General features: G+C 59.2%; 15 protein-coding genes and 2 tRNA genes. 2 read left to right on the top strand and 15 right to left on the bottom strand.

The window, feature by feature from the left end; genetic code table 11:
• Positions 1–2: 2 nt before the first annotated feature.
• The 15 genes from Q6A51_RS07750 to Q6A51_RS07680 form a co-directional block, all read right to left on the bottom strand.
• Entirely contained in the window at positions 3–368 is a 366-nt protein-coding gene (locus Q6A51_RS07750; protein WP_201019308.1) for a hypothetical protein, read from the bottom strand.
• Complete coding sequence (locus Q6A51_RS07745) at positions 365–706, bottom strand: helix-turn-helix domain-containing protein (RefSeq protein WP_201019309.1); 342 nt, start codon at positions 704–706, stop codon at positions 365–367. The genes Q6A51_RS07750 and Q6A51_RS07745 overlap by 4 nt, the downstream gene beginning before the upstream one ends.
• Positions 707–809: 103 nt before the next feature.
• Positions 810–1,262: a YkvA family protein gene (locus Q6A51_RS07740; RefSeq protein ID WP_200999816.1), complete on the bottom strand. Its 453-nt coding sequence runs from the start codon at positions 1,260–1,262 to the stop codon at positions 810–812.
• Between the two features lie 358 nt (positions 1,263–1,620).
• Positions 1,621–2,367, bottom strand: coding sequence for an FKBP-type peptidyl-prolyl cis-trans isomerase (locus tag Q6A51_RS07735; RefSeq protein ID WP_201019310.1), 747 nt, complete (start codon positions 2,365–2,367; stop codon positions 1,621–1,623).
• A 159-nt stretch (positions 2,368–2,526) separates the two neighbouring features.
• Positions 2,527–3,927: a DUF4329 domain-containing protein gene (locus Q6A51_RS07730; RefSeq protein ID WP_304574481.1), complete on the bottom strand. Its 1,401-nt coding sequence runs from the start codon at positions 3,925–3,927 to the stop codon at positions 2,527–2,529.
• Between the two features lie 111 nt (positions 3,928–4,038).
• A complete protein-coding gene (locus tag Q6A51_RS07725; protein ID WP_304574480.1) occupies positions 4,039–5,277 on the bottom strand; it encodes a dipeptidase in 1,239 nt (412 codons plus the stop codon).
• A 3-nt stretch (positions 5,278–5,280) separates the two neighbouring features.
• Positions 5,281–7,617 carry a TonB-dependent receptor gene (locus Q6A51_RS07720; protein ID WP_304574479.1) on the bottom strand — a complete coding sequence of 779 codons (2,337 nt, stop codon included), beginning with the start codon at positions 7,615–7,617 and terminating at the stop codon, positions 5,281–5,283.
• 121 nt (positions 7,618–7,738) lie between these two features.
• The gene (locus Q6A51_RS07715; protein ID WP_304574478.1) at positions 7,739–8,173 is read right to left on the bottom strand and encodes a RidA family protein; all 435 of its coding nucleotides are present in this window, start codon (positions 8,171–8,173) and stop codon (positions 7,739–7,741) included.
• 24 nt (positions 8,174–8,197) lie between these two features.
• Complete coding sequence (locus tag Q6A51_RS07710) at positions 8,198–9,781, bottom strand: flavin monoamine oxidase family protein (protein ID WP_304574477.1); 1,584 nt, start codon at positions 9,779–9,781, stop codon at positions 8,198–8,200.
• Between the two features lie 21 nt (positions 9,782–9,802).
• Entirely contained in the window at positions 9,803–10,750 is a 948-nt protein-coding gene (locus Q6A51_RS07705) for an ABC transporter substrate-binding protein (protein WP_304574476.1), read from the bottom strand.
• A 30-nt stretch (positions 10,751–10,780) separates the two neighbouring features.
• A complete protein-coding gene (locus Q6A51_RS07700) occupies positions 10,781–11,566 on the bottom strand; it encodes an amino acid ABC transporter ATP-binding protein (protein WP_201019316.1) in 786 nt (261 codons plus the stop codon).
• A complete protein-coding gene (locus Q6A51_RS07695) occupies positions 11,559–12,530 on the bottom strand; it encodes an amino acid ABC transporter permease (RefSeq protein WP_304574475.1) in 972 nt (323 codons plus the stop codon). Before Q6A51_RS07695 ends, Q6A51_RS07700 begins: the two co-directional genes overlap by 8 nt.
• Positions 12,531–12,610: 80 nt before the next feature.
• A complete protein-coding gene (locus Q6A51_RS07690; protein WP_304574525.1) occupies positions 12,611–14,989 on the bottom strand; it encodes a TonB-dependent receptor plug domain-containing protein in 2,379 nt (792 codons plus the stop codon).
• Positions 14,990–15,772: 783 nt separating this feature from the next.
• Positions 15,773–15,849: transfer RNA gene (locus tag Q6A51_RS07685), tRNA-Asp, on the bottom strand.
• A gap of 21 nt (positions 15,850–15,870) precedes the next feature.
• Positions 15,871–15,946: transfer RNA gene (locus Q6A51_RS07680), tRNA-Val, on the bottom strand.
• 161 nt (positions 15,947–16,107) lie between these two features.
• Here Q6A51_RS07680 and rdgC point away from each other — a divergent pair.
• Together rdgC and Q6A51_RS07670 are read left to right on the top strand one after the other, a co-directional pair.
• Positions 16,108–17,028, top strand: a complete 921-nt coding sequence (gene rdgC, locus Q6A51_RS07675) for a recombination-associated protein RdgC (RefSeq protein ID WP_117164134.1) — start codon at positions 16,108–16,110, stop codon at positions 17,026–17,028.
• Positions 17,029–17,112: 84 nt separating this feature from the next.
• A complete protein-coding gene (locus tag Q6A51_RS07670; protein ID WP_304574474.1) occupies positions 17,113–18,078 on the top strand; it encodes a bile acid:sodium symporter family protein in 966 nt (321 codons plus the stop codon).
• Positions 18,079–18,239: the final 161 nt, after the last annotated feature.

The following is an 18,239-nucleotide window of genomic DNA, read 5'->3' as shown; positions in this document are numbered from 1 at the left end:
TCCTAAAGCGGTTCAGGGTAGGAAAACTCGAACACTCGCACCACTTCCGAGGCATGCCAGGCGGCAGCGGCGACGCCATCGGAGGGTCCGGAGAACCTGCCCAGCCGTTCTACACACTCGAAGAAGCCGGGACGCGGCAAACGACTCGCGCCCTGACTGATGACCAGCGAGCTGCGCAGTGGCTGTTCGGCACGTACGTCCAGAGCAGCCAGATGCTCAAGGGCTGCGGTGAGGGTCTGCATGGCCGGGCTGGGCAATTGCAGGCGCTCCAGCAAGGCCCGATAGGTCACCAGATGACGCTGGCGGCGCGCATGTTCCAGTTCATTCAACAGCCCATCCCAATGCTGACGACTGATGCGCACACTCATGGCTGGCTTCTCCAGCCTGGAAGCCCCAGTTCCCATGCCAGGCTGCGCTTGATGGCAGCATCGGGTTCACGGGTTCCATTCTCGATCAGTTCCAGATAAGACGGGCTGATGCCTACGGAGCGCGCCAGGCTTGCGACTTCAAGCCCCTTGGCCTCGCGCAGGGAACCCAACTGATCAAAACCCGGGTAGTCGGCGCTTGAGGCTTGGCCAGATGCCTGGACAGGCTCTGGACGTGTCTTGCCCGCAAGGCCCGCTGCATTCAGGAGTGCCTGATATTGAGCCCACGGCAGGACTGCATATTCCGGCTCTCCATCACGAGAAATCACTTGAAGATCCATACGCTTCCTCCTGTAGGACAAAAACACATTTTGTATAGGCTTGCTCCATACGCGGCCATATTAACAGCGGATTAACCCAGCTTGTGTAACAGCGCTGAAACGTTCAACGTTTACCGCCTTCACGTTCCAGCAGTGCCTGGGTTTCAGGCAATCGTTCGACGACGATGAGCTTCTCCGGCGACTGACGCTCGCGCCATGCGCGAAAGGCGTCAAGCTCATCGGTCAGGTTCTTCATGATCCAGGCCAGGACGGCAATGTCATCGAACATTCCCAGACCCGGAATCCAGTCGGGAATCGCATCCAGCGGGCTGAGGAAGTACATCAGGCCCGCCACGATGGACAATATGGCCTTGGGATTGATGTCCCGGTACTCACCGCGCCAGTAGGCCAGGCACAAGGACTGCAGCAGGCGCAGGTCTTCCTTGATACGCCCCAGCCGGCTGCCTTCGGTAGCCCCTTTGCGCGCCACGGCAAACAGAAGGCCCGGCAGCCGGCCCGCAGCGAGCAGGCGCCGGGCTCCGGGCAGGTAACGAATGAAGTTCCAAGGTGCTTTCATGTTCACTCCCGTTTAAAAAGGTGGTGTCAGTAAACAAGTACCAGCCTGCTGCTCCGTTCAAAGGTTATCCACATAAGCTGTGGATAACCTTGTGAACAGCGTCTGTTTTCATGCCTGTGCGCCCCGTTCTACGGGGGTCCAGGTTAAATCGGGCATTTTTTACTCACATAAAAAAAGCCCATGAAATCGTTGACTTACATGTTTAGCGCGGCTACCGCAATGCAGTCACAGGACTGTCAGACAATCCTCACCGCCCCTCTGATAGTGGGACTGTACGGACAACAAAGCGTTCGGGAAATACGGCAGATACAAAAACGCCCTGTCGAGACAGGGCGTTTTCAGACAACCGGGCGAAGTATTACTTCTTGGCCTTGGCCGGAGCCGGTTCTTCTTCAGCTTCAGGTGCCGCAGCCGGGTCCTTGATGCCGATCAGTTCCAGATCGAAGACCAGTACCGAGTTGGCAGGGATCATAGGGCTCGGGCTCTGTGCGCCGTAGGCCAGATCGCTAGGGATGAAGAGTTTGACCTTCTCGCCAACGTGCATCAGTTGCAGGCCTTCGACCCAGCCAGGAATCACGCCGCCAACAGGCAGATCGATCGGGCTGCCGCGCTCGACGGAGCTGTCGAACACCTTGCCGTCGGTCAGCTTGCCTTCGTAATGAACGGTTACAACATCAGTCGGCTTTGGCTGAGGGCCATCGGCTTTCTTGACGATTTCATACTGCAGGCCGGAAGCGGTGGTGACCACACCTGGTTTCTTGCCGTTTTCTTCGAGGAATTTCTTGCCGGCTGCCGCCGACTCTTCGCTCAGCTTGGCCATACGCTCTTCGGCACGCTTTTGCAGCGCAGCGAAGGCTTCAACCAGCTCTTCGTCTTTCAGTTTCTGATCTTTCTTGCCGACGGCATCTTCGATACCCAGGGCCACGGCCTTGGAATCCAGATCGTCCATACCTTCCTGAGCCAGGCTTTTGCCCATGTTCAGACCAATACCATACGACGCTTTTTGTGCCGGGGTTTTCAGCTCTACAGTGCTGGCTTGCTTGTCACAACCTGCGAGTACCAGACCGACCAGGGCAATCGCCGCTGCCAACCGATGCTGTTTCATGCTAATTCCTTGTCCATGCGCCAATAGGGCAAACGAGTAAAGCCGCGAGCTTATCAGGCCGCCGCGATCAATGGCTACCGGCATGAGAGGCGCCAATGCTCGATAAGTTCAGGTAAATAAAGGTTTTCTCTGGTTTACGTGGCACCGTTCAGTCGCAGTTCAGTTTTCAGGTCCGGTGGCAGACGGGACAATCACACCCGCTTGCGGCCAGTTCCGACTGCGACTGATCACTCGCAGCCGCCCCGCCTGCGCCACCATGCGTATGAAATCGGCCGATCTGAGCGTGCCTGCGGCCAGTTGCGCCTGTACCGACTCACTTCCCGAATAAATCCGCGAAACCCGCCTGAGCAACTGATATTCCTCGACCGAATGACTGGGGGTATAGCCCAGCAACGCTCCATCGGGAGACGAGAAGTAAACCTCGGACATCGCGAAGCCATAGCGCACAGGCACCCATTTCGAGCGACGGGCCGGAATGTAGCGATACTCGAACATGAGATGCAGATCGTCCGGCTGAAAGAAGTTGCGCCCGTCCAGTCGCTCGCCCTCGGCAATCAGGGTATCGGGCGAAAAGTACATGCCGTCGATGCGATATCCCTCAGGCAACGGTGGCCGGTAATAGGCATCGGGATGAAATGCCGAACAGGGCGCGTAGACCATGTTCCCGTCCTCCAGACGCGGCTCCGCCGCCCGGTACACGCCCCGCAGAGGATCGACCAGCAGAAAACCGATGGCCTGGAAATGATCCCGGGCGCCGATACGACCATGCACATAGCGTACGGCGTCATCGGCACTGGAGAATTCCGGGCTCAGGCGCAACGGCTTCGGCGGCCAGACCGTCTCGCAGGTAGCGGGAGCCGGTATCCTGGGACAAGGCTGCCAGTCATTCGCCACCTTGCCGGGTTTACCCCACAACCGGCTGGTGACGACGACCTGCAAATCCCCGGCCTGGGCCAGCAACCGGACCAGATCGCTAGGCATGAGCGTTCGCGCCTGCAAGGCCCTGTGTATTTCGCCGAGCACGTACTGATGAGGCCTGTCCGCAGGGCCGGACACTCGCCTGAAAAGGGCTTGTTCAGCATCGGAATGCGACAGGGTGTACTTGATCAATGAGCCGTCCGGCCCGGACAGGTAAGTCACCGAACAAAACTCATGATCGTCGATCACCGCATGGATATCGGCCACGGAAAGGCTGTTCGGGTAGGTGGCCTTTTCACTTTCAGGCCACTCATCGAGGCCGGCAAACAGCGAAGGATGGGAGTGATAGATCGCATAATCGGAATGCCCCGCCGGATAAAGGACATACCCATCCTGCCCGTAACTCGGAAAGACCTCATTGGGATTGAAATCAAAGGTATTGCCGGCCATGGGTTCGGTGGCGACGTACTTGCCATCGTTACGCACAAGGATGAAACCGCCGTATTCCCGATCACGCCTGTTGCCGATGACTTCATGGACATAACGCGCCACATCATCGGGATGATCGAAGGGACCGCTGAGCGCGGGCATGCGCGGATGAGAAGCAACAGAGCGCCTGGCACGCCGTAGTCTGGGTTGCATATGAAAGCTCCTTGATAGCATTGGACTGAATGAGTCCAAAGCGTAAGGAGCTCTCAGGGGAAACATGACATATGCGGATATGACATCCGCGCCTGTCATCTCACCCAGGCGTCACAGCCCGGCCTGTTGTGGCTGAGCCGCATCCTGCGCCGCCTGAAGGACCCGCAACAGGTTCTCGCCCCAGATATTGGCCAGGTCCTTTTCTGTGTAACCCGCGCGCAACAGGCGCTCACTGATTTTCGGCAACAGGCTGACATCTTCCAGCCCCACCACACCGCCGCCGCCATCCCAGTCAGCGCCAATGCCCACATGCTCAGGCCCCACCACTTCGAGGATATGCAGCAGGTGTTTCATGAACACTTCAAAATCGGGCTTGGCCGGCCCGTAACGCTTTTTGATCGCGGCGACCTCGCTGTGCAATTCCTTGACCTGATCGGGCGACAAGGCTGCCAGGTTCCGATAACGGGCATAGAGCGGTGCCAGTGCCTTCTGCCGTTCGGGGTCGACCTTCTGGGGTATCAGATAATCGCCGTAACTGTTGACCTGCACCACACCGCCCTTGGCCGCAAGCTGTCGCAGCCTCTCATCGTCGAGGTTGCGCGGATGCGCGTTGACCGCCTTGCTGCTGGTGTGGGAAGCGATGACCGGCGCCTTCGAGGTGGCCAATACCTGATCGAACACCGCGTCCGACGCATGGGAAACATCCAGCAGAATCCCCAGACGATTGGCCGCCGCCACCAGATCTCTACCCTTGGGGCTCAGGCCGTTCCACTCGGGCAAGGCCGTGGCCGAATCGGCAATCTCATTGGTGCTGAAATGCACCAGGCCCAGCATGCGCAGACCTTGTCGGTAATAGGTCTGGATCAGTTGCGGGTCCGACCCCAGCGGGTCGGCGTTTTCCATGCTGATAAATACTACGCGCTTGCCCTGCGCGGCAATGCGCCGGGCATCGGCGGCCGTCAGGGCCAGCTCGAACTTGTCCGGGGAGCGATTGGCCAGGTCGCGAATCCGCGCCAGCATGGCAAGGCCGTAGTTGCTGGCATAGGCCCGCCCCTCTTCGGTTCTCGGGCCCGGAGCGGTGTAGATCACCCAGAAGCCGCCATCCAGACCACCGTCGATCATGCGTGGCAGATCCACCTGGCTGCCATCTTCACGGTAAGTGTGCCGGGCCAGAATGTCCCAGCCGGGACGCGAAAGCTGCATCGGTGTATCCAGGTGGCTGTCTAGCACCAGCAGCCGATTGTGCAGCGCCAGAGTGCTGTCGCGGACTTCATTGTCAGCCAGTGTGGTTTGCGAAGCGATGACCAGCGCCAGAGGTGCCAGACAAGACAGAAGACGTTTGCAGGTCATGGCTCAGAACTCCGCACTCAAGGTGGTCTGGAAGGTGCGGGGCGAACCGGGTCGATAAAAGGCTGGCCCGCTGGTGCTGGTCAGGATGTAGCCCAGGTAATCCTTGTCGAACAGGTTGTCGATGTTGAAACGCAGCTTGACGCTCTTGAGCGGCCCGTAGCACAGGTTGTCTCCGCCAAGATCCAGGTAGGCGTTGTAGAGCGTGTAGCCCGGCACCGACTCGGTATTGGTGAAGTTGCTGTAGCGCGAGCCGATATGGCGGGCTGAAAAATTCAGCACCGCCCAGGGCTGCAACTCGTAGGTGACGCCCGCTTGCGCCAGCCAGCGAGGACTGTCGGGGATGTCGTTGTCACGCAGGGCAAAACCGGCGGCATCGTCCTTGAAGCGGGCGATGTTGTAGGTCAGGTTGCCGTTGAGCACGACCTTGTTCGACAGAACGGGTGGCTTCCACTGCCCGCTGAGTTCAGTGCCATACGCCTCTGCCTTGCCGACATTCTGGAAGAACGTCTCCACCGTGCTGCTGCCCGCCACCGGCGATGCGAAAGCCTGCAGGCGGTTATCGAACTCGGTGCGATAGAAAGCCCAGGACGCATTGAACGTCGGCCGGTTGAGGCGATAACCCACCTCATAGTTTTTCGAGGTTTCCGCTTCCGGTGCCGGAGCGTTCGGGCTGGCGGAGCGGAAAACGTCATCGGCACCACGCGGCAGCGCCATGTTTTCCGAGTAGGACGCGAACACCTGGGAGTTGGCCGTCACGTCATAGACCAGCCCCACCTGCGGCAGGAAATGATCGTTCCATGAGGTGCTCAGGCGCGGTTGCCGGTTGGCAATGTAATCGCCTGCATTGCGATAGCCTTCGATGCGGTAATCCAGGTCCAGGCGTTTGAAACCGTATTGCAGCCTCAGCCGGTCATCGAGCAGGGTCCAGGTGTCCTTGAGGTGAAACTGCACAGAGTCGCGGGTCGAACTGAAGTCGCCTTGCAGATGCACGGGCTCATTGCGCAGCGGCGTACCTGCCGGGCTTCCGTCCAGCAGGTTGTAACGCGCCTGCAAGCGGTTGAAGACATCCTTTTCAACCCAGACGCCCGTCTCGATGGCATGGTTGCCCACATGCCAGGTCAGGCTGCTGAGCGCGCCATAGCGATGACCGCTGAGCGCGGAGAGCCCGTACTGCACGCCACGCGGCGCAACCAGTCCAGCGACGCTGCCACTCTGCGCGTTATACAGCGCCAATGATGTCGCATAGGCTTCAGGTGAAACACCATAGCCCTTCTTGGCTTCGTAATAGACGCTGGTGCGGCTTTCCAGATCCGGATTCAGCTGGAAATTGCCGGTCAGGCTATAGAGCGTATCGCGACGCTGGTTGATCGCCTGTTTGTAATACTGGTTGTAGCCGGCGTTGCTGTAAGGCACGCCAGCGGCCGTTTCCGGCAAATCAGGGGGCTCACCCAGATAGGCGAAGTCGCGGCCGGATCGACCGAACTCGTCATTGGCGGTGCCGTTGTACTGCGCCAGATTCACATAAGGCGAGTCGTAATCGAAAAAGTCGTTATGCACGGCGCGAAACAGCAGTTCATGCCCTTCACCAAACTCGTACCGGACCTTGCCTTCAAGGTGTTCACGATCGATGGTGCCAGGGCCACGCCATAAATCACCGTCGATTTTCGAGCGGCTGAAATAGGCTGAAAGCCCTTGGTACTCGCCGGTTTCCAGCTTGATGAAACTGCGTCGCAGGCTGTCGCTGCCCAGCGTGTAGGACGTGCTGATCCCGCTTTCGCGAGCAGGGTTGGACGAGACGTAATCGACGTAAGGCCCAAGCGAGGTATAGCCCGGCTGCGAGACGTCGCCCGCGCCGGTGGAAGCGGTCACCCGCTGGGTGTTTTCGTTATCGACATAGCGATAGATCGGGCTGCCGCCAAACTGGTCGCTGCGCCCCAGCGGCACGCCGTCGATGGAAAAACCGATCTGCTGAAAGTTGAAGGCCCTTACGAACACCGAGTTGCCGAACTCGTATAAACCCAGCGCATCGTTGACCTGCACGTTGAAGCCCGGCAAGGCTTCGAGCATTTTCAGACCGGAAGTTCCCGCTGGCGCCGACAGCAAGGCCTGATGGGAAATGGACAAGGTATTGCTGATCTGATCGGTGCCGATGGCCTCGTCAGCCTGGGTCACTCGCGCCCCCACCACTTCGACCTTTTCCAGACGGGCATCCTGTGACACCTGAGTACTGGCCTCCCGCGCCAGAGCCGATTCGCTCGCCAACCCGATCATCAGCAAGCCACTCAACCATGACTGCCTTTGCACACTGCCACTCTGTAACGCTGCACGCTGATGAGTCATCGCTCTTCCTTGTCGGCATTTCGCAGGCACGCAAAGCCCCGCCAGGGTTTGAGCGCTGCGCGCCCGAACCCCGGTATCCGATGTCTTGGTTTTGAAAAAGTCTGGGAAAAAGCTTGAAGCCTTACGCTGTTCTGGCAGCGATGGCCTCGATTTCCACCAGAGCGCCCGGCAATGGCAGGGCTACGACTTGCAGCGCAGTGCGCGCCGGTTTGTTGGGCTGTTCAGTCGTGCCGAAGAACTGCGTGTAGCCCGCCTGCAAACCGGCGAAATCCAGCTTGCCACCGGTTTCCTCGGCTCCCACCAGAAACACCCGCAATTGCACGATATCGCCCAGATCCAGATCCTGTTGCCTGAGGATATTGCGTATCTTGTTGAACACCGAAACGGTCTGGGTTTCGGTATTGCCGAACGCCGCGGGTGTACCCTTTGGGGCTTGCGGGTCGGCGACATCCGGCAAGGTGCCGCTGACGAATATCAGGCTGGCCGATGCCGGAACGGTCACGGTCTGCGAGATGGGAAAGTCACCGACACTGGTGCGTTTGATCTGGTCGCTCATGGTTGTTACTCCTTCAATGGATAGTCATAGCGCGCCAATGGCGGCTTTGTGTCGCTGCTCGATAACCCGTTCGCCCAATTGCGCCACGACATGGCGTGCAGAGTTGGCTGCCGACTCCTGCCAGATGCCGACTCCGCTTTGCACAAGCCCGTCGCCTGCGAAATACACCCGGCCATGGGCCTCTTCCAGCAAGGCGCTGGCCTGTGCCGGAAACAGTTCGCGCTGCAGCCACGGGCCTTCGCTGTAGGGGATCTGCTCCCAGGACACTGCCAGTGGATTGCGCAACTGCTGCGAGTAACCCGGGTGCAGTAATTCAACCGCCTCTCTGGAAGTCGCAAACTGGGTATTGAAAGGTTGTGTGCCGAAGGTATCGGCGCCCTCGCCCGTGACATACCCGGCCACCAGCAACCCTTCGCGGGTATTGAGATCGTTGCTCGGATACCAGAGCAGTCGCGCCGGATGCTCGATCCAGGAAATCCCGCCATAGGTGCGGTACTCGCTTTCCCAGAATCGCGGCGACTGCCAGGCCACCTTGGTTGCGTGGCCGTTATGGGTGCTGAGCAGCGCGGCCTTGACCGGATCGCTGAAATCCGTGTCGAGCCTGGCCAGCAGTGGCAGCGGCAAGGTGGACACCAGATAGTCGGCACGTACCACTTGCTCGCGGCCGCTGTGCTGATCGTGATAAGTGACCGCCACACCGTCCTCAAGCTGGCGGATGCGACGCACCTGTGCGCCCAGTTGCACCTGATCGGTCAGGCGGCTGTAGAAGGCGTCGGTGATGCGGTCCATCCCGCCCACCGGCTGAAACATCGTGGCCGAGAACTCGGGAAACTCGGAATGCAGGAGTGCGCCCCACAACTCGGGGTGTAGCAGCCGATCCAGCGCCACTGGCGCCAGACTCCCCGGCAGGGCACCCGGATGGCTGGGTGAATCCTGATGGCCGGAGCGAATGCTGCCTTCGTAGGCCAGCTCCTGAGACAGGTCGCCATAGACCTGCAAGAACGCCAGCAGACGAGTGCGTTCTTCGGCGCTCAATACATCGTCCAGCGCATCACGTTGCACCGCCGTGGCCAACAGCCCGGAAAGATGCCCGCGAGCATCGTTGATCGCCTGGCCTACCGTAAAAGCAGGCTGTTCAAGGTCTGGACGCACTTGCGCGCCATGGCTGGTGTTGACCAGCACCTCAAGCGGCACCCCCAGCTCGCTGCAATAGTCGAGCAAGGTCCGGTGCTGACTCGGAATCCGCGCAGGACCGGCATTGAAATACACCCCCTTATCGAACTGCGCGGTTTGCGTGCGGCCATCGAGGTAATCGACCTTATCGCCGTTGCGCAGGGTCCAGGTGCGACCGCCCACGCGGTTGCGAGCCTCCAGCACTTGTACCTTGAAGCCGGCGCGGCTCAATTCCAGTGCAGTGACCAGCCCGGCAATACCGGCACCGAGTACCAGCACGCTGGTGCCCTGCCCCGTATCGGCTTTCAGCTTCAAGGGTTGTGGCCGCCGATGAGACGAAGGCCCCAGCCCCAGCGCAGCCAGCGCCCCCTTGACGGCTTGCTCGCCGCCTACTGCCGCAATACTGGAAAGCGCTTCACGTCGTGTCAGTCCCATTTCATGTCCTCCCTGAATGGCTCAATCCGGCAAGCCTGGCGGGTTGATCTCCGATTGATCGATACGCTCCACATCCAGCCCCCAGCGCTTGAGCACCTGGTCATATTGCCCACCGGCAATCACGCCCTGGAGCGCAGTGTGGATCGGCTTGATCAGGCCGTTGTCCTTGCGCGTGGTCACTGCGATATCGGCGCGACGCGGCCAGCCACCGTTGACGATGCCCACCCGCTTGATGCCGTTGGTCAGCGCCTGCGAATAGGCCGAAAGTGCATTGGGGCCAAAGGTGGCATCGACGCGACCCGATTGAACGGCCAACTGCGCAGCCGCCACGTCGTCGTAGTACTGCAACAAGGCGGGCTTGATACCGGCCTTTTCGTTTTCCTCGTTCCAGGCCAGCAGGACTTTCTCCTGATTGGTGCCGGAGCCGACGATGATCTTCAGCCCGGCAATATCGCTGGCCTGTTTGATGGAGGTAATCTTGCTGTTGGCCTTCACATAGAAGCCCAGCACGTCCTGCCGATAGGTGGCGAAATCAAAACGCTTCTTGCGCGCCTCGGTAACGGTCACGTTACTGATCACCGCATCGTATTTGCCCGAACTGACGCCCAGCGGCCAGTCTTCCCAACTGGTCTGAACCACATTCAGTTGCAAACCAAGACTGTCAGCCACCAGTTGCGCGGTGTCGGCTTCGCTGCCGATGGTGGTCTTGTCGTCGGAGGCCAGCAGAGCCAGAGGCGGCCCGGCAGTTCCAGAGACGGCAACCGTGAATTTGCCAGGCTGGGCGAACTTGAAGCCCTGTGGAATCTGCGCAATGGCTTCCTCGTTGCGCGGCGCACGGATGCGCTGCTGGTCAGGGCTCAGATTGATCTTTTGCACGGTCGGCGGCGTAGCGCTCTCAGCGGCCAACACGGGTTGAGCCAGGCCGATGGCTATCGTCAGCAGCGCCAGGCGCGCGGTATTTGCAAGCATGCGAAGTCACTCCTTTAACACTCGAAAAATTCACAGCACCTTGCCCAGGAAGGCGATGGTGCGAGGATGGCGGGGTTGGCGAAATATCTGTTCGGGAGGCCCTTCTTCGATCAACTGGCCTTCGCAGAGAAACACCACATGGTCGGCCACTTCCCTGGCAAACCCGATTTCATGGGTCACGACCACCAGCGTCACACCAAGCCGGGTCAGGCCCTTGATGACGTCCAGCACCTCACCGACCAGTTCCGGGTCCAGCGCGGAGGTCGGCTCGTCGAACAGCAGCACTTTGGGATCGAGCGCCAGGGCACGGGCGATGGCTACACGCTGCTGTTGACCACCGGAAAGCTGCCGTGGATAAGCGTCGGCCTTGTCTTGCAGGCCTACCTTGCCCAGCAGTTCCAGTGCCCGGTCGCGGGCCTCGGATTTGCTCCAGCGCTTGTGGGCCAGAGGGGCTTCGGCGATGTTTTCCCAGGCCGTGAGGTGCGGGAACAGATTGAAGTTCTGGAACACGAAACCCACGTCGATGCGACGCTTGAGAATCTCGCTCTCCTTGAGCTCATAGAGCAGATCGCCCTTGCGCCGGTAGCCGACATATTCACCGTCGATGGTGATGTGCCCGCTGTCGATTTTCTCCAGATGATTGATGGTCCTGAGCAAGGTCGACTTGCCGGAACCGGAAGGCCCGAGGATCACCGTGACCTTGCCCGGCTCGATGGTCAGGTCGATATTCTTGAGCACTTCCTGATTGCCGAAACGCTTGCCCACGTTCTGTATCTGGATACGACCGGCGCGTACCGCCATTGCAGACTCAGCCATGGGTCTTCTCCTTGAACCAGTGACGCAGGCGTTGCAAGGGAGTCGGCGGCAGGACACGCGCCGTGCCCCGGGCAAAATGGCGCTCGATGTAGTACTGGGCGCAGGTCAGTAAAGTGGTGATGATCAGGTACCAGACCGTGGCGACGATCAGCAGCGGAATCACGGCCTGGGTGCGGTTGTAGATCACCTGCACGGTGTAGAACAGGTCCGGCAGGGCCAGCACGTAAACGATGGAAGTCCCCTTGACCAGGCCAATGATTTCGTTGAATCCCGAAGGCAGGATCGAACGCAGGGCCTGGGGCAGGATGATGCGGAAAATCCGCCGCTGCGCCGGCAAGCCCAGTGCTGCGGCCGCTTCATGCTGACCGTTGTCGACGCTGATGATGCCGCCACGAATGATTTCCGCGGTATAGGCCGCCTGCATCAGGCTCAGCCCCAGCACCGCCACGGTGAACTGGCTCAACACATCGACTGTGGACCATTCGGCCAGCACGATTTCGGTGAACGGCACACCCAGCACGATGTGATCGTAGAGGTAGGCAAAGTTGTAGAGGATGATCAGTACCAGCAAGGCTGGCATCGAACGGAAAAACCAGATGTAGCCCCAGGCCAGTGACGCCAGCAGCGGCGACTTCGACAGGCGCGCCAGTGCCAGCGCCGTCCCCAGCAGGATACTGAACACCGTGCTCAGGACCGTGAGCAGCAAGGTCTGCCCCAGCCCGCGCAACACCGACGGCGAGAAGAACCACTTGGCAAACACATCCCACTCCCAGCGCGGGTTGGTGGCCAGCGAATGGACGATGCCAAACAACACCAGTGCGGCAAAGACAGAGCCTACCCAACGCCACGGATGACGGGCCGGGACAATCTGCAATGCTCTGGCAGGAGCCGCTGCCTGAGCCTCGGGCACCTTGTAGTGAGTCTCCTCGCTTCGGAGGTCGAACGGTTTGGCGACAATGGGCATCTCGGGTTCCTCGCACGCAATGACACGTGATCGCGTCTTGTTAATGTCGAACAGCCTGGGCGCAGTGACTGCGCGCTCACTTAAAAGGCATACGTCAGGCGGGTGTAGTAATAGCCACCGGTAAATCCGAAGGGCGAGTAAGTGCCGTAGCTACTGGTCATGGTGTTGCTGGGGATGCCCTGCTTCTTGGGATAGACGTCAAACAGGTTCTTGGCGCCCACGGCGATGTTCAGGTCTTTGGTGAGGTTGTAGCCGACGTCCAGATCGGTGATCCATTTGGCGGCGTAGATACGATCCAGGGATCGGTCGTTGGAATCGTTGACTTCCTTGTAGGAGCCATAGCGGGTCAGGGCCAGATTGATATTGAACTTGTCGATGCTCCAGTCGCCGCCCAGGATCAGCTTGGTCTTGGGCTGAATACCGGTCACATCGTTGCGGGCCTCACGGTCCATCAAGTCATAGGAAGTACCCAGAATGGTGGTGGAAGCCTTGTAGCTGAGGATTTCGGTCTGGTTCCAGTTGAACGCCGCGGTCCACTTCACCGAACCGAACGCGCCCAGGTCCTGGCGGTAGTTACCGACCACATCCACGCCCTTGGTCCGGGTGTCGGCACCGTTGATGAAATACTGGCCGCCCGACGTCGAATTGATGCCGTTATCCAACAGCACTTGAGTGACTTCACTGCCCAGCAGCGTGCCGGTCAGGGTGATGCGGTCGCGAATGTTGATCACATAGGCATCGGCGGTGAGGCTCAGGCGCTCGGTCGGCGTCAGGGTGAAGCCCAGGCTGAAGTTGGTGGAGCGCTCAGGCTTGAGGTCTTCGGCCCCCAAGGCTCTGGCCGCGTCCGAGGCAACCGGCAGCACACCGAAGTTGATGGACTGATAGACGCCATTCACCACGCCATAAGTGGTCGAGCGGGCACTGAACAGGCTGTTGGCCAGCGAAGGTGCCCGGAAACCGTTGCTCACCGTCGCCCGCACGGCGAACTCGGGGGTGAAGTCATAACGGGTTGTCAGCTTGCCACTGCGGGTCGCGCCCACACCCTGGTTGTAGTGCTCATAACGCAACGCCGTGCCCAGATACCACTGTGGTATCGGGTTGAAACCGACGTCGACATAACTGGCGACGCTGTTGCGCGTGGCGCTGCTGGCTTCGTCAGGAGAAATACCGTTGGTGACCTGCGCGCCGGAAGAAGCGCAATTGCCTGGCGAGACGCAATATCCACCGTTGGCATAGGAAGCCCAGTCACCTTCCTGAACTTCATATCCATCGCGTCGATGCTCGAAGCCGTAAGACAGATCCAGAGGTTTTTGCAGACCGATATCGAAGCCGCGCTTGAAATCCAGATTGGTGGTCAGTTCGGTGGCAATCCAGGTGCCGGAAGTAAAGTTGTTGGGCGTTGCCTCGCCCAGGGACGGGTTCTGGTTGCGCTCGGTGCCCTGCTCGGCCTCGTTGCGGCCATAAGTCGAAGACAAGTCCCAGTCCCACTCGCCGACCTGGCCCTTGGCACCGAATGCCGCCTGGAAGTCTTCTTCATCGATGTACCAGATTGGCACATACCCGCCGGGGTATCCGTTGGGGCCGGTCGTGATGGTATTGGTGATGGTGGGCAGGCGAAAGTTCTGACCCTGCTCGGCCTTGCGACGCGAATAGGTGGTGAACGAATAAAGGCTGAGATCATCGCTGACCGGCAATTCGGCGTTATAGCCCAGGGTCAGCAGGTTGATCTTCGGTGTGCCGTAGCCGCCATACGTGGACTTGCCTGCCAGATCCAGCGCCTGATCATAGGTGTAGCCGTTGGCACTGGCCTTGTTGTCATCGTTCTGGCTGCGGGCATCGAGCGCGAGCTGCACGATGCCGCCATCGCCGATCTCGAAACCCTTGTTCAGACTCTGCTGAACCGTCTGCTTCTTGCCGTCATAACCAATACCCGCGTTGGTAACGGCAGTGCCGCTGGTATCGGCCTTGAGAATGACGTTGATCACACCTGCGATGGCATCGGAGCCATATTGAGCGGCAGCCCCGTCGCGCAGCACTTCAACGTGGTCGATGGCGCTGATGGGAATGAAATCCAGGTCGGCAGGTGCCGCGCCGGTATTGATACCGTTGATATTCAAGGTCGCACTGGTGTGGCGGCGCTTGCCATTGACCAGCACCAACACTTCGGCGGCACTCAGCCCACGCAAGTTCGGCGCACGGGCCATGCCGCTGGCGTCCCAGCCGGTTTTTTCCGGCAGGGTCAGGGATGGAATCACGGCACTCAAGGCCTCCATCAGGCCGGGTTTGCCGGTGCTTTGCAGTTGCCTGGCGCTGACCACATCGATCGGCACCGGGCTGCTGGTGACGGTGCGCTGCTCGGCACCACGATTACCGGTCACCACCACCGTAGACAGGGTATCGCCACTCTGGGACGAAGCCTCCTGTGCCTGAACCGCCCCGGCCAGCAACACGCTCCCCATAGCCAAGGCCAACGGGTTCAAGCGCAGACTGCGCCTGGACACATGAACATCCTGTAAGACTCTCTGCACATCCACTCCAAAGGGCCGCCATTGCAGCCCGCTCATCCAGATTGCGCGGTCGGGCACTCACGCCGTCATCGAGACAGCGAGCCATGCGTTTATTCGTTGATGCCGACATTCAGTCCCGGTGCTTGAAAACACCCGAAACGAAACGCGAGCTAACTGTGCGCAGCTGAACGAGCAGGAGGCTGGAATACTGCAGAGCGCCTGTCAGCGACAGGGCGAGAAGAACCCGGATAACGGGATTGAAGTGGCAACATACATCGAACTCCCTTCCAACGATCCTGCAACAGGGGTCAGTGGTGGATCACCCTGGCATGCCTTGCAAACTCAGGCTCCTGGCCTGTTTGCGCGATGGCATGCGCGCAGAACCTTGATCACGATTGGTACCATCCGAGGTGAGGGGTAGGCTGTCGAAACCAAACATAACGGAATCAATCGCTCAAAAAAACTTCTATTTGGCTATAAGCTAATATGATAAATATTGATTTTTAATTTGATACATAATCCAAAAAATGAATATAAGCAGGACCATGCGGGCGTAGGAGCGAATTCATTCGCGAGACGACATTGAAGGCGATGTCTTTCGTGGGATGTACCGGGCGGCATTGATGCAGGATTCTTCGCGAATGAATTCGCTCCCACACCGCAGAAAGCAAAAAAGCGACCCTAAGGTCGCTTTTCTGGTTGCTTCAAGGAGTTCAAGGGCCTTGAAGCTTAATATGGCGCAGCGGACGGGACTCGAACCCGCGACCCCCGGCGTGACAGGCCGGTATTCTAACCGACTGAACTACCGCTGCGCGTAACACTAAGAGAGAGATTGGTGGGTGATGACGGGATCGAACCGCCGACCCTCTGCTTGTAAGGCAGATGCTCTCCCAGCTGAGCTAATCACCCTTCACTCTCGGTGTGGCGCGCATTCTACGGAGCGACCCATACTCTGGCAAGCACTTTTTTAAATAATTTTTATAATCCTTCCAAAGGCTTAGCGCAGGGTTGGCCCGGACGGCCGAGCAGCGAATAATGCCCTCCTTTGTATGGAAGGAGAGATTCACCTCATGTGGTTCAAAAACCTGCTTATCTATCGCCTGACCCAGGATGTGCCTTTTGACGCCGAGGCGCTGGAAACTGCATTGGCGACCAAGCCGGCCCGCGCCTGTGCCAGCCAGGAGTTGACCACTTACGGTTTCGTCGCACCATTCGGCAAGGGCGAGGACGCGCCATTGGTACACGTCAGCCAGGACTTCCTGCTGATTGCTGCGCGCAAGGAAGAACGCATTCTGCCCGGCAGCGTGGTACGTGATGCATTGAAGGAAAAGGTCGACGAGATCGAAGCCGAACAGATGCGCAAGGTCTACAAGAAAGAGCGTGACCAGCTAAAGGATGAAATCATCCAGGCCTTCCTGCCTCGTGCCTTTATCCGTCGCTCGGCCACTTTCGCCGCCATTGCGCCGAAACAGGGCCTGATTCTGGTCAACGCTTCCAGCCCCAAGCGTGCCGAAGACCTGCTGTCGACCCTGCGTGAAGTGATCGGCTCGTTGCCGGTGCGTCCGCTGACCGTCAAGACCGCGCCAAGCGCAATCATGACCGACTGGGTCAAGACCCAGAAAGCCGCCGACAACTTCTTTGTACTGGACGAATGCGAACTGCGCGACACCCACGAAGATGGTGGCATCGTGCGTTGCAAGCGTCAGGACCTGACCAGCGATGAAATCCAGTTGCACCTGAACACCGGCAAGGTCGTCACCCAGCTCTCGCTGGCCTGGCAAGACAAGCTGTCGTTCGTTCTGGACGACAAGCTGGTGGTCAAGCGCCTGAAGTTCGAGGATCTGCTGCAGGATCAGGCCGAACAGGACGGCGGCGACGAAGCCCTGGGCCAGCTGGACGCCAGCTTCACTCTGATGATGCTGACCTTCGGCGAGTTCCTGCCTGAGTTGTTCGAGGCACTGGGCGGAGAGGAAATCCCGCAAGGGATCTGATTCCTCCGGCTGGACTGTAACAGGATGACGCCGCCTATATAGGCGGCGCCTCTTTTTCATGGATACAGGAAAAAGGAACAAGACATGCGGGCATTGGTAGCCTTGAGCCGTTTTGTAGGGAATACGTTTGCGTACTGGGTGCTGTTGTTCGCTATTCTGGCGTTCCTGTTCCCTCAGGTGTTCATCGGTCTTAAAGGCTGGATTGTCCCGTTGCTGGGGCTGGTCATGTTCGGCATGGGCCTGACACTCAAGCTTGAAGACTTCTCTGAGGTGGTGCGTAACCCGTGGCGCGTGGCGCTGGGTGTGGTCGCGCACTTCGTCATCATGCCGGGCGTCGCCTGGCTGTTGTGCCAGATTTTTCATCTGCCACCGGAAATCGCAGTGGGTGTGATTCTGGTGGGTTGCTGCCCGAGCGGCACCTCATCCAATGTCATGGCCTGGCTGGCCAAGGGTGATCTGGCGCTGGCAGTGGCCATCGCAGCCGTCACCACCCTGCTCGCTCCGTTGCTGACGCCCACCCTGATCTGGTTCCTGGCCTCGGCCTGGCTGCCGGTATCCTTCACGGATATGTTCTGGTCGATACTGCAACTGGTGATGCTGCCGATCTGCCTCGGCGTCGCCGCCCAGCGCCTGCTCGATGCCCGGGTCAGCCATGCGGTCGACGTACTGCCGCTGGTCTCGGTGGTCAGCATCGTGCTGATCGTCTGTGCCGTGGTGGCCGCCAGCCAGGCGAAGATCGCCGAGTCCGGCCTGCTGATCATGGCGGTGGTGATCCTGCACAACACCTTCGGTTTCCTGCTGGGTTACTTCACAGGCAAGGTATTCAAGCTGCCGCTGCCGCAGCGTAAATCCCTGGCTCTGGAAGTCGGCATGCAGAATTCCGGGCTGGGTGCTGCGCTGGCCAGCGCACACTTCTCGCCACTGGCGGCAGTACCCAGCGCGCTGTTCAGCGTCTGGCACAATATTTCGGGTGCCCTGCTCTCCACTTACTTCCGCAAGATGCCGGAAGAAAACACTCAACAGCCCGCTGACAAACCTGTCGCTCATTAAGGCCAGGCGTTCATCAATGCCCGGACTGTTTCCATAACCGTCCGGGCAACTAACCCCCCCTTATAAAACAGACCGTTTCCTTGACCCTGATCAAGGCAGCCTGGTTAGTTTTTGTCGGACAAACTATCCAGCGCAAAATAAAAATATAAAAAACGACCTCC

It is taken from the genome of Pseudomonas serbiensis, from assembly GCF_030580745.1.
GTDB lineage: Bacteria > Pseudomonadota > Gammaproteobacteria > Pseudomonadales > Pseudomonadaceae > Aquipseudomonas > Aquipseudomonas serbiensis.
This window is presented reverse-complemented; position numbering and strand designations above follow the sequence as displayed.

Excerpts from the sequence above, each read along its gene's own strand:
- Q6A51_RS07705 (WP_304574476.1), bottom strand. The coding sequence starts at position 10,750 with ATGCTTGCAAATACCGCGCGCCTGGCGCTGCTGACGATAGCCATCGGC.
- Q6A51_RS07735 (WP_201019310.1), bottom strand. The coding sequence starts at position 2,367 with ATGAAACAGCATCGGTTGGCAGCGGCGATTGCCCTGGTCGGTCTGGTA.
- Q6A51_RS07725 (WP_304574480.1), bottom strand. The coding sequence starts at position 5,277 with ATGACCTGCAAACGTCTTCTGTCTTGTCTGGCACCTCTGGCGCTGGTC.
- Q6A51_RS07745 (WP_201019309.1), bottom strand. The coding sequence starts at position 706 with ATGGATCTTCAAGTGATTTCTCGTGATGGAGAGCCGGAATATGCAGTC.
- Q6A51_RS07710 (WP_304574477.1), bottom strand. The coding sequence starts at position 9,781 with ATGGGACTGACACGACGTGAAGCGCTTTCCAGTATTGCGGCAGTAGGC.
- Q6A51_RS07740 (WP_200999816.1), bottom strand. The coding sequence starts at position 1,262 with ATGAAAGCACCTTGGAACTTCATTCGTTACCTGCCCGGAGCCCGGCGC.
- Q6A51_RS07695 (WP_304574475.1), bottom strand. The coding sequence starts at position 12,530 with ATGCCCATTGTCGCCAAACCGTTCGACCTCCGAAGCGAGGAGACTCAC.
- Q6A51_RS07670 (WP_304574474.1), top strand. The coding sequence starts at position 17,113 with ATGCGGGCATTGGTAGCCTTGAGCCGTTTTGTAGGGAATACGTTTGCG.
- Q6A51_RS07715 (WP_304574478.1), bottom strand. The coding sequence starts at position 8,173 with ATGAGCGACCAGATCAAACGCACCAGTGTCGGTGACTTTCCCATCTCG.
- Q6A51_RS07730 (WP_304574481.1), bottom strand. The coding sequence starts at position 3,927 with ATGCAACCCAGACTACGGCGTGCCAGGCGCTCTGTTGCTTCTCATCCG.
- Q6A51_RS07700 (WP_201019316.1), bottom strand. The coding sequence starts at position 11,566 with ATGGCTGAGTCTGCAATGGCGGTACGCGCCGGTCGTATCCAGATACAG.
- Q6A51_RS07720 (WP_304574479.1), bottom strand. The coding sequence starts at position 7,617 with ATGACTCATCAGCGTGCAGCGTTACAGAGTGGCAGTGTGCAAAGGCAG.
- rdgC (WP_117164134.1), top strand. The coding sequence starts at position 16,108 with ATGTGGTTCAAAAACCTGCTTATCTATCGCCTGACCCAGGATGTGCCT.
- Q6A51_RS07690 (WP_304574525.1), bottom strand. The coding sequence starts at position 14,989 with ATGGGGAGCGTGTTGCTGGCCGGGGCGGTTCAGGCACAGGAGGCTTCG.
- Q6A51_RS07750 (WP_201019308.1), bottom strand. The coding sequence starts at position 368 with ATGAGTGTGCGCATCAGTCGTCAGCATTGGGATGGGCTGTTGAATGAA.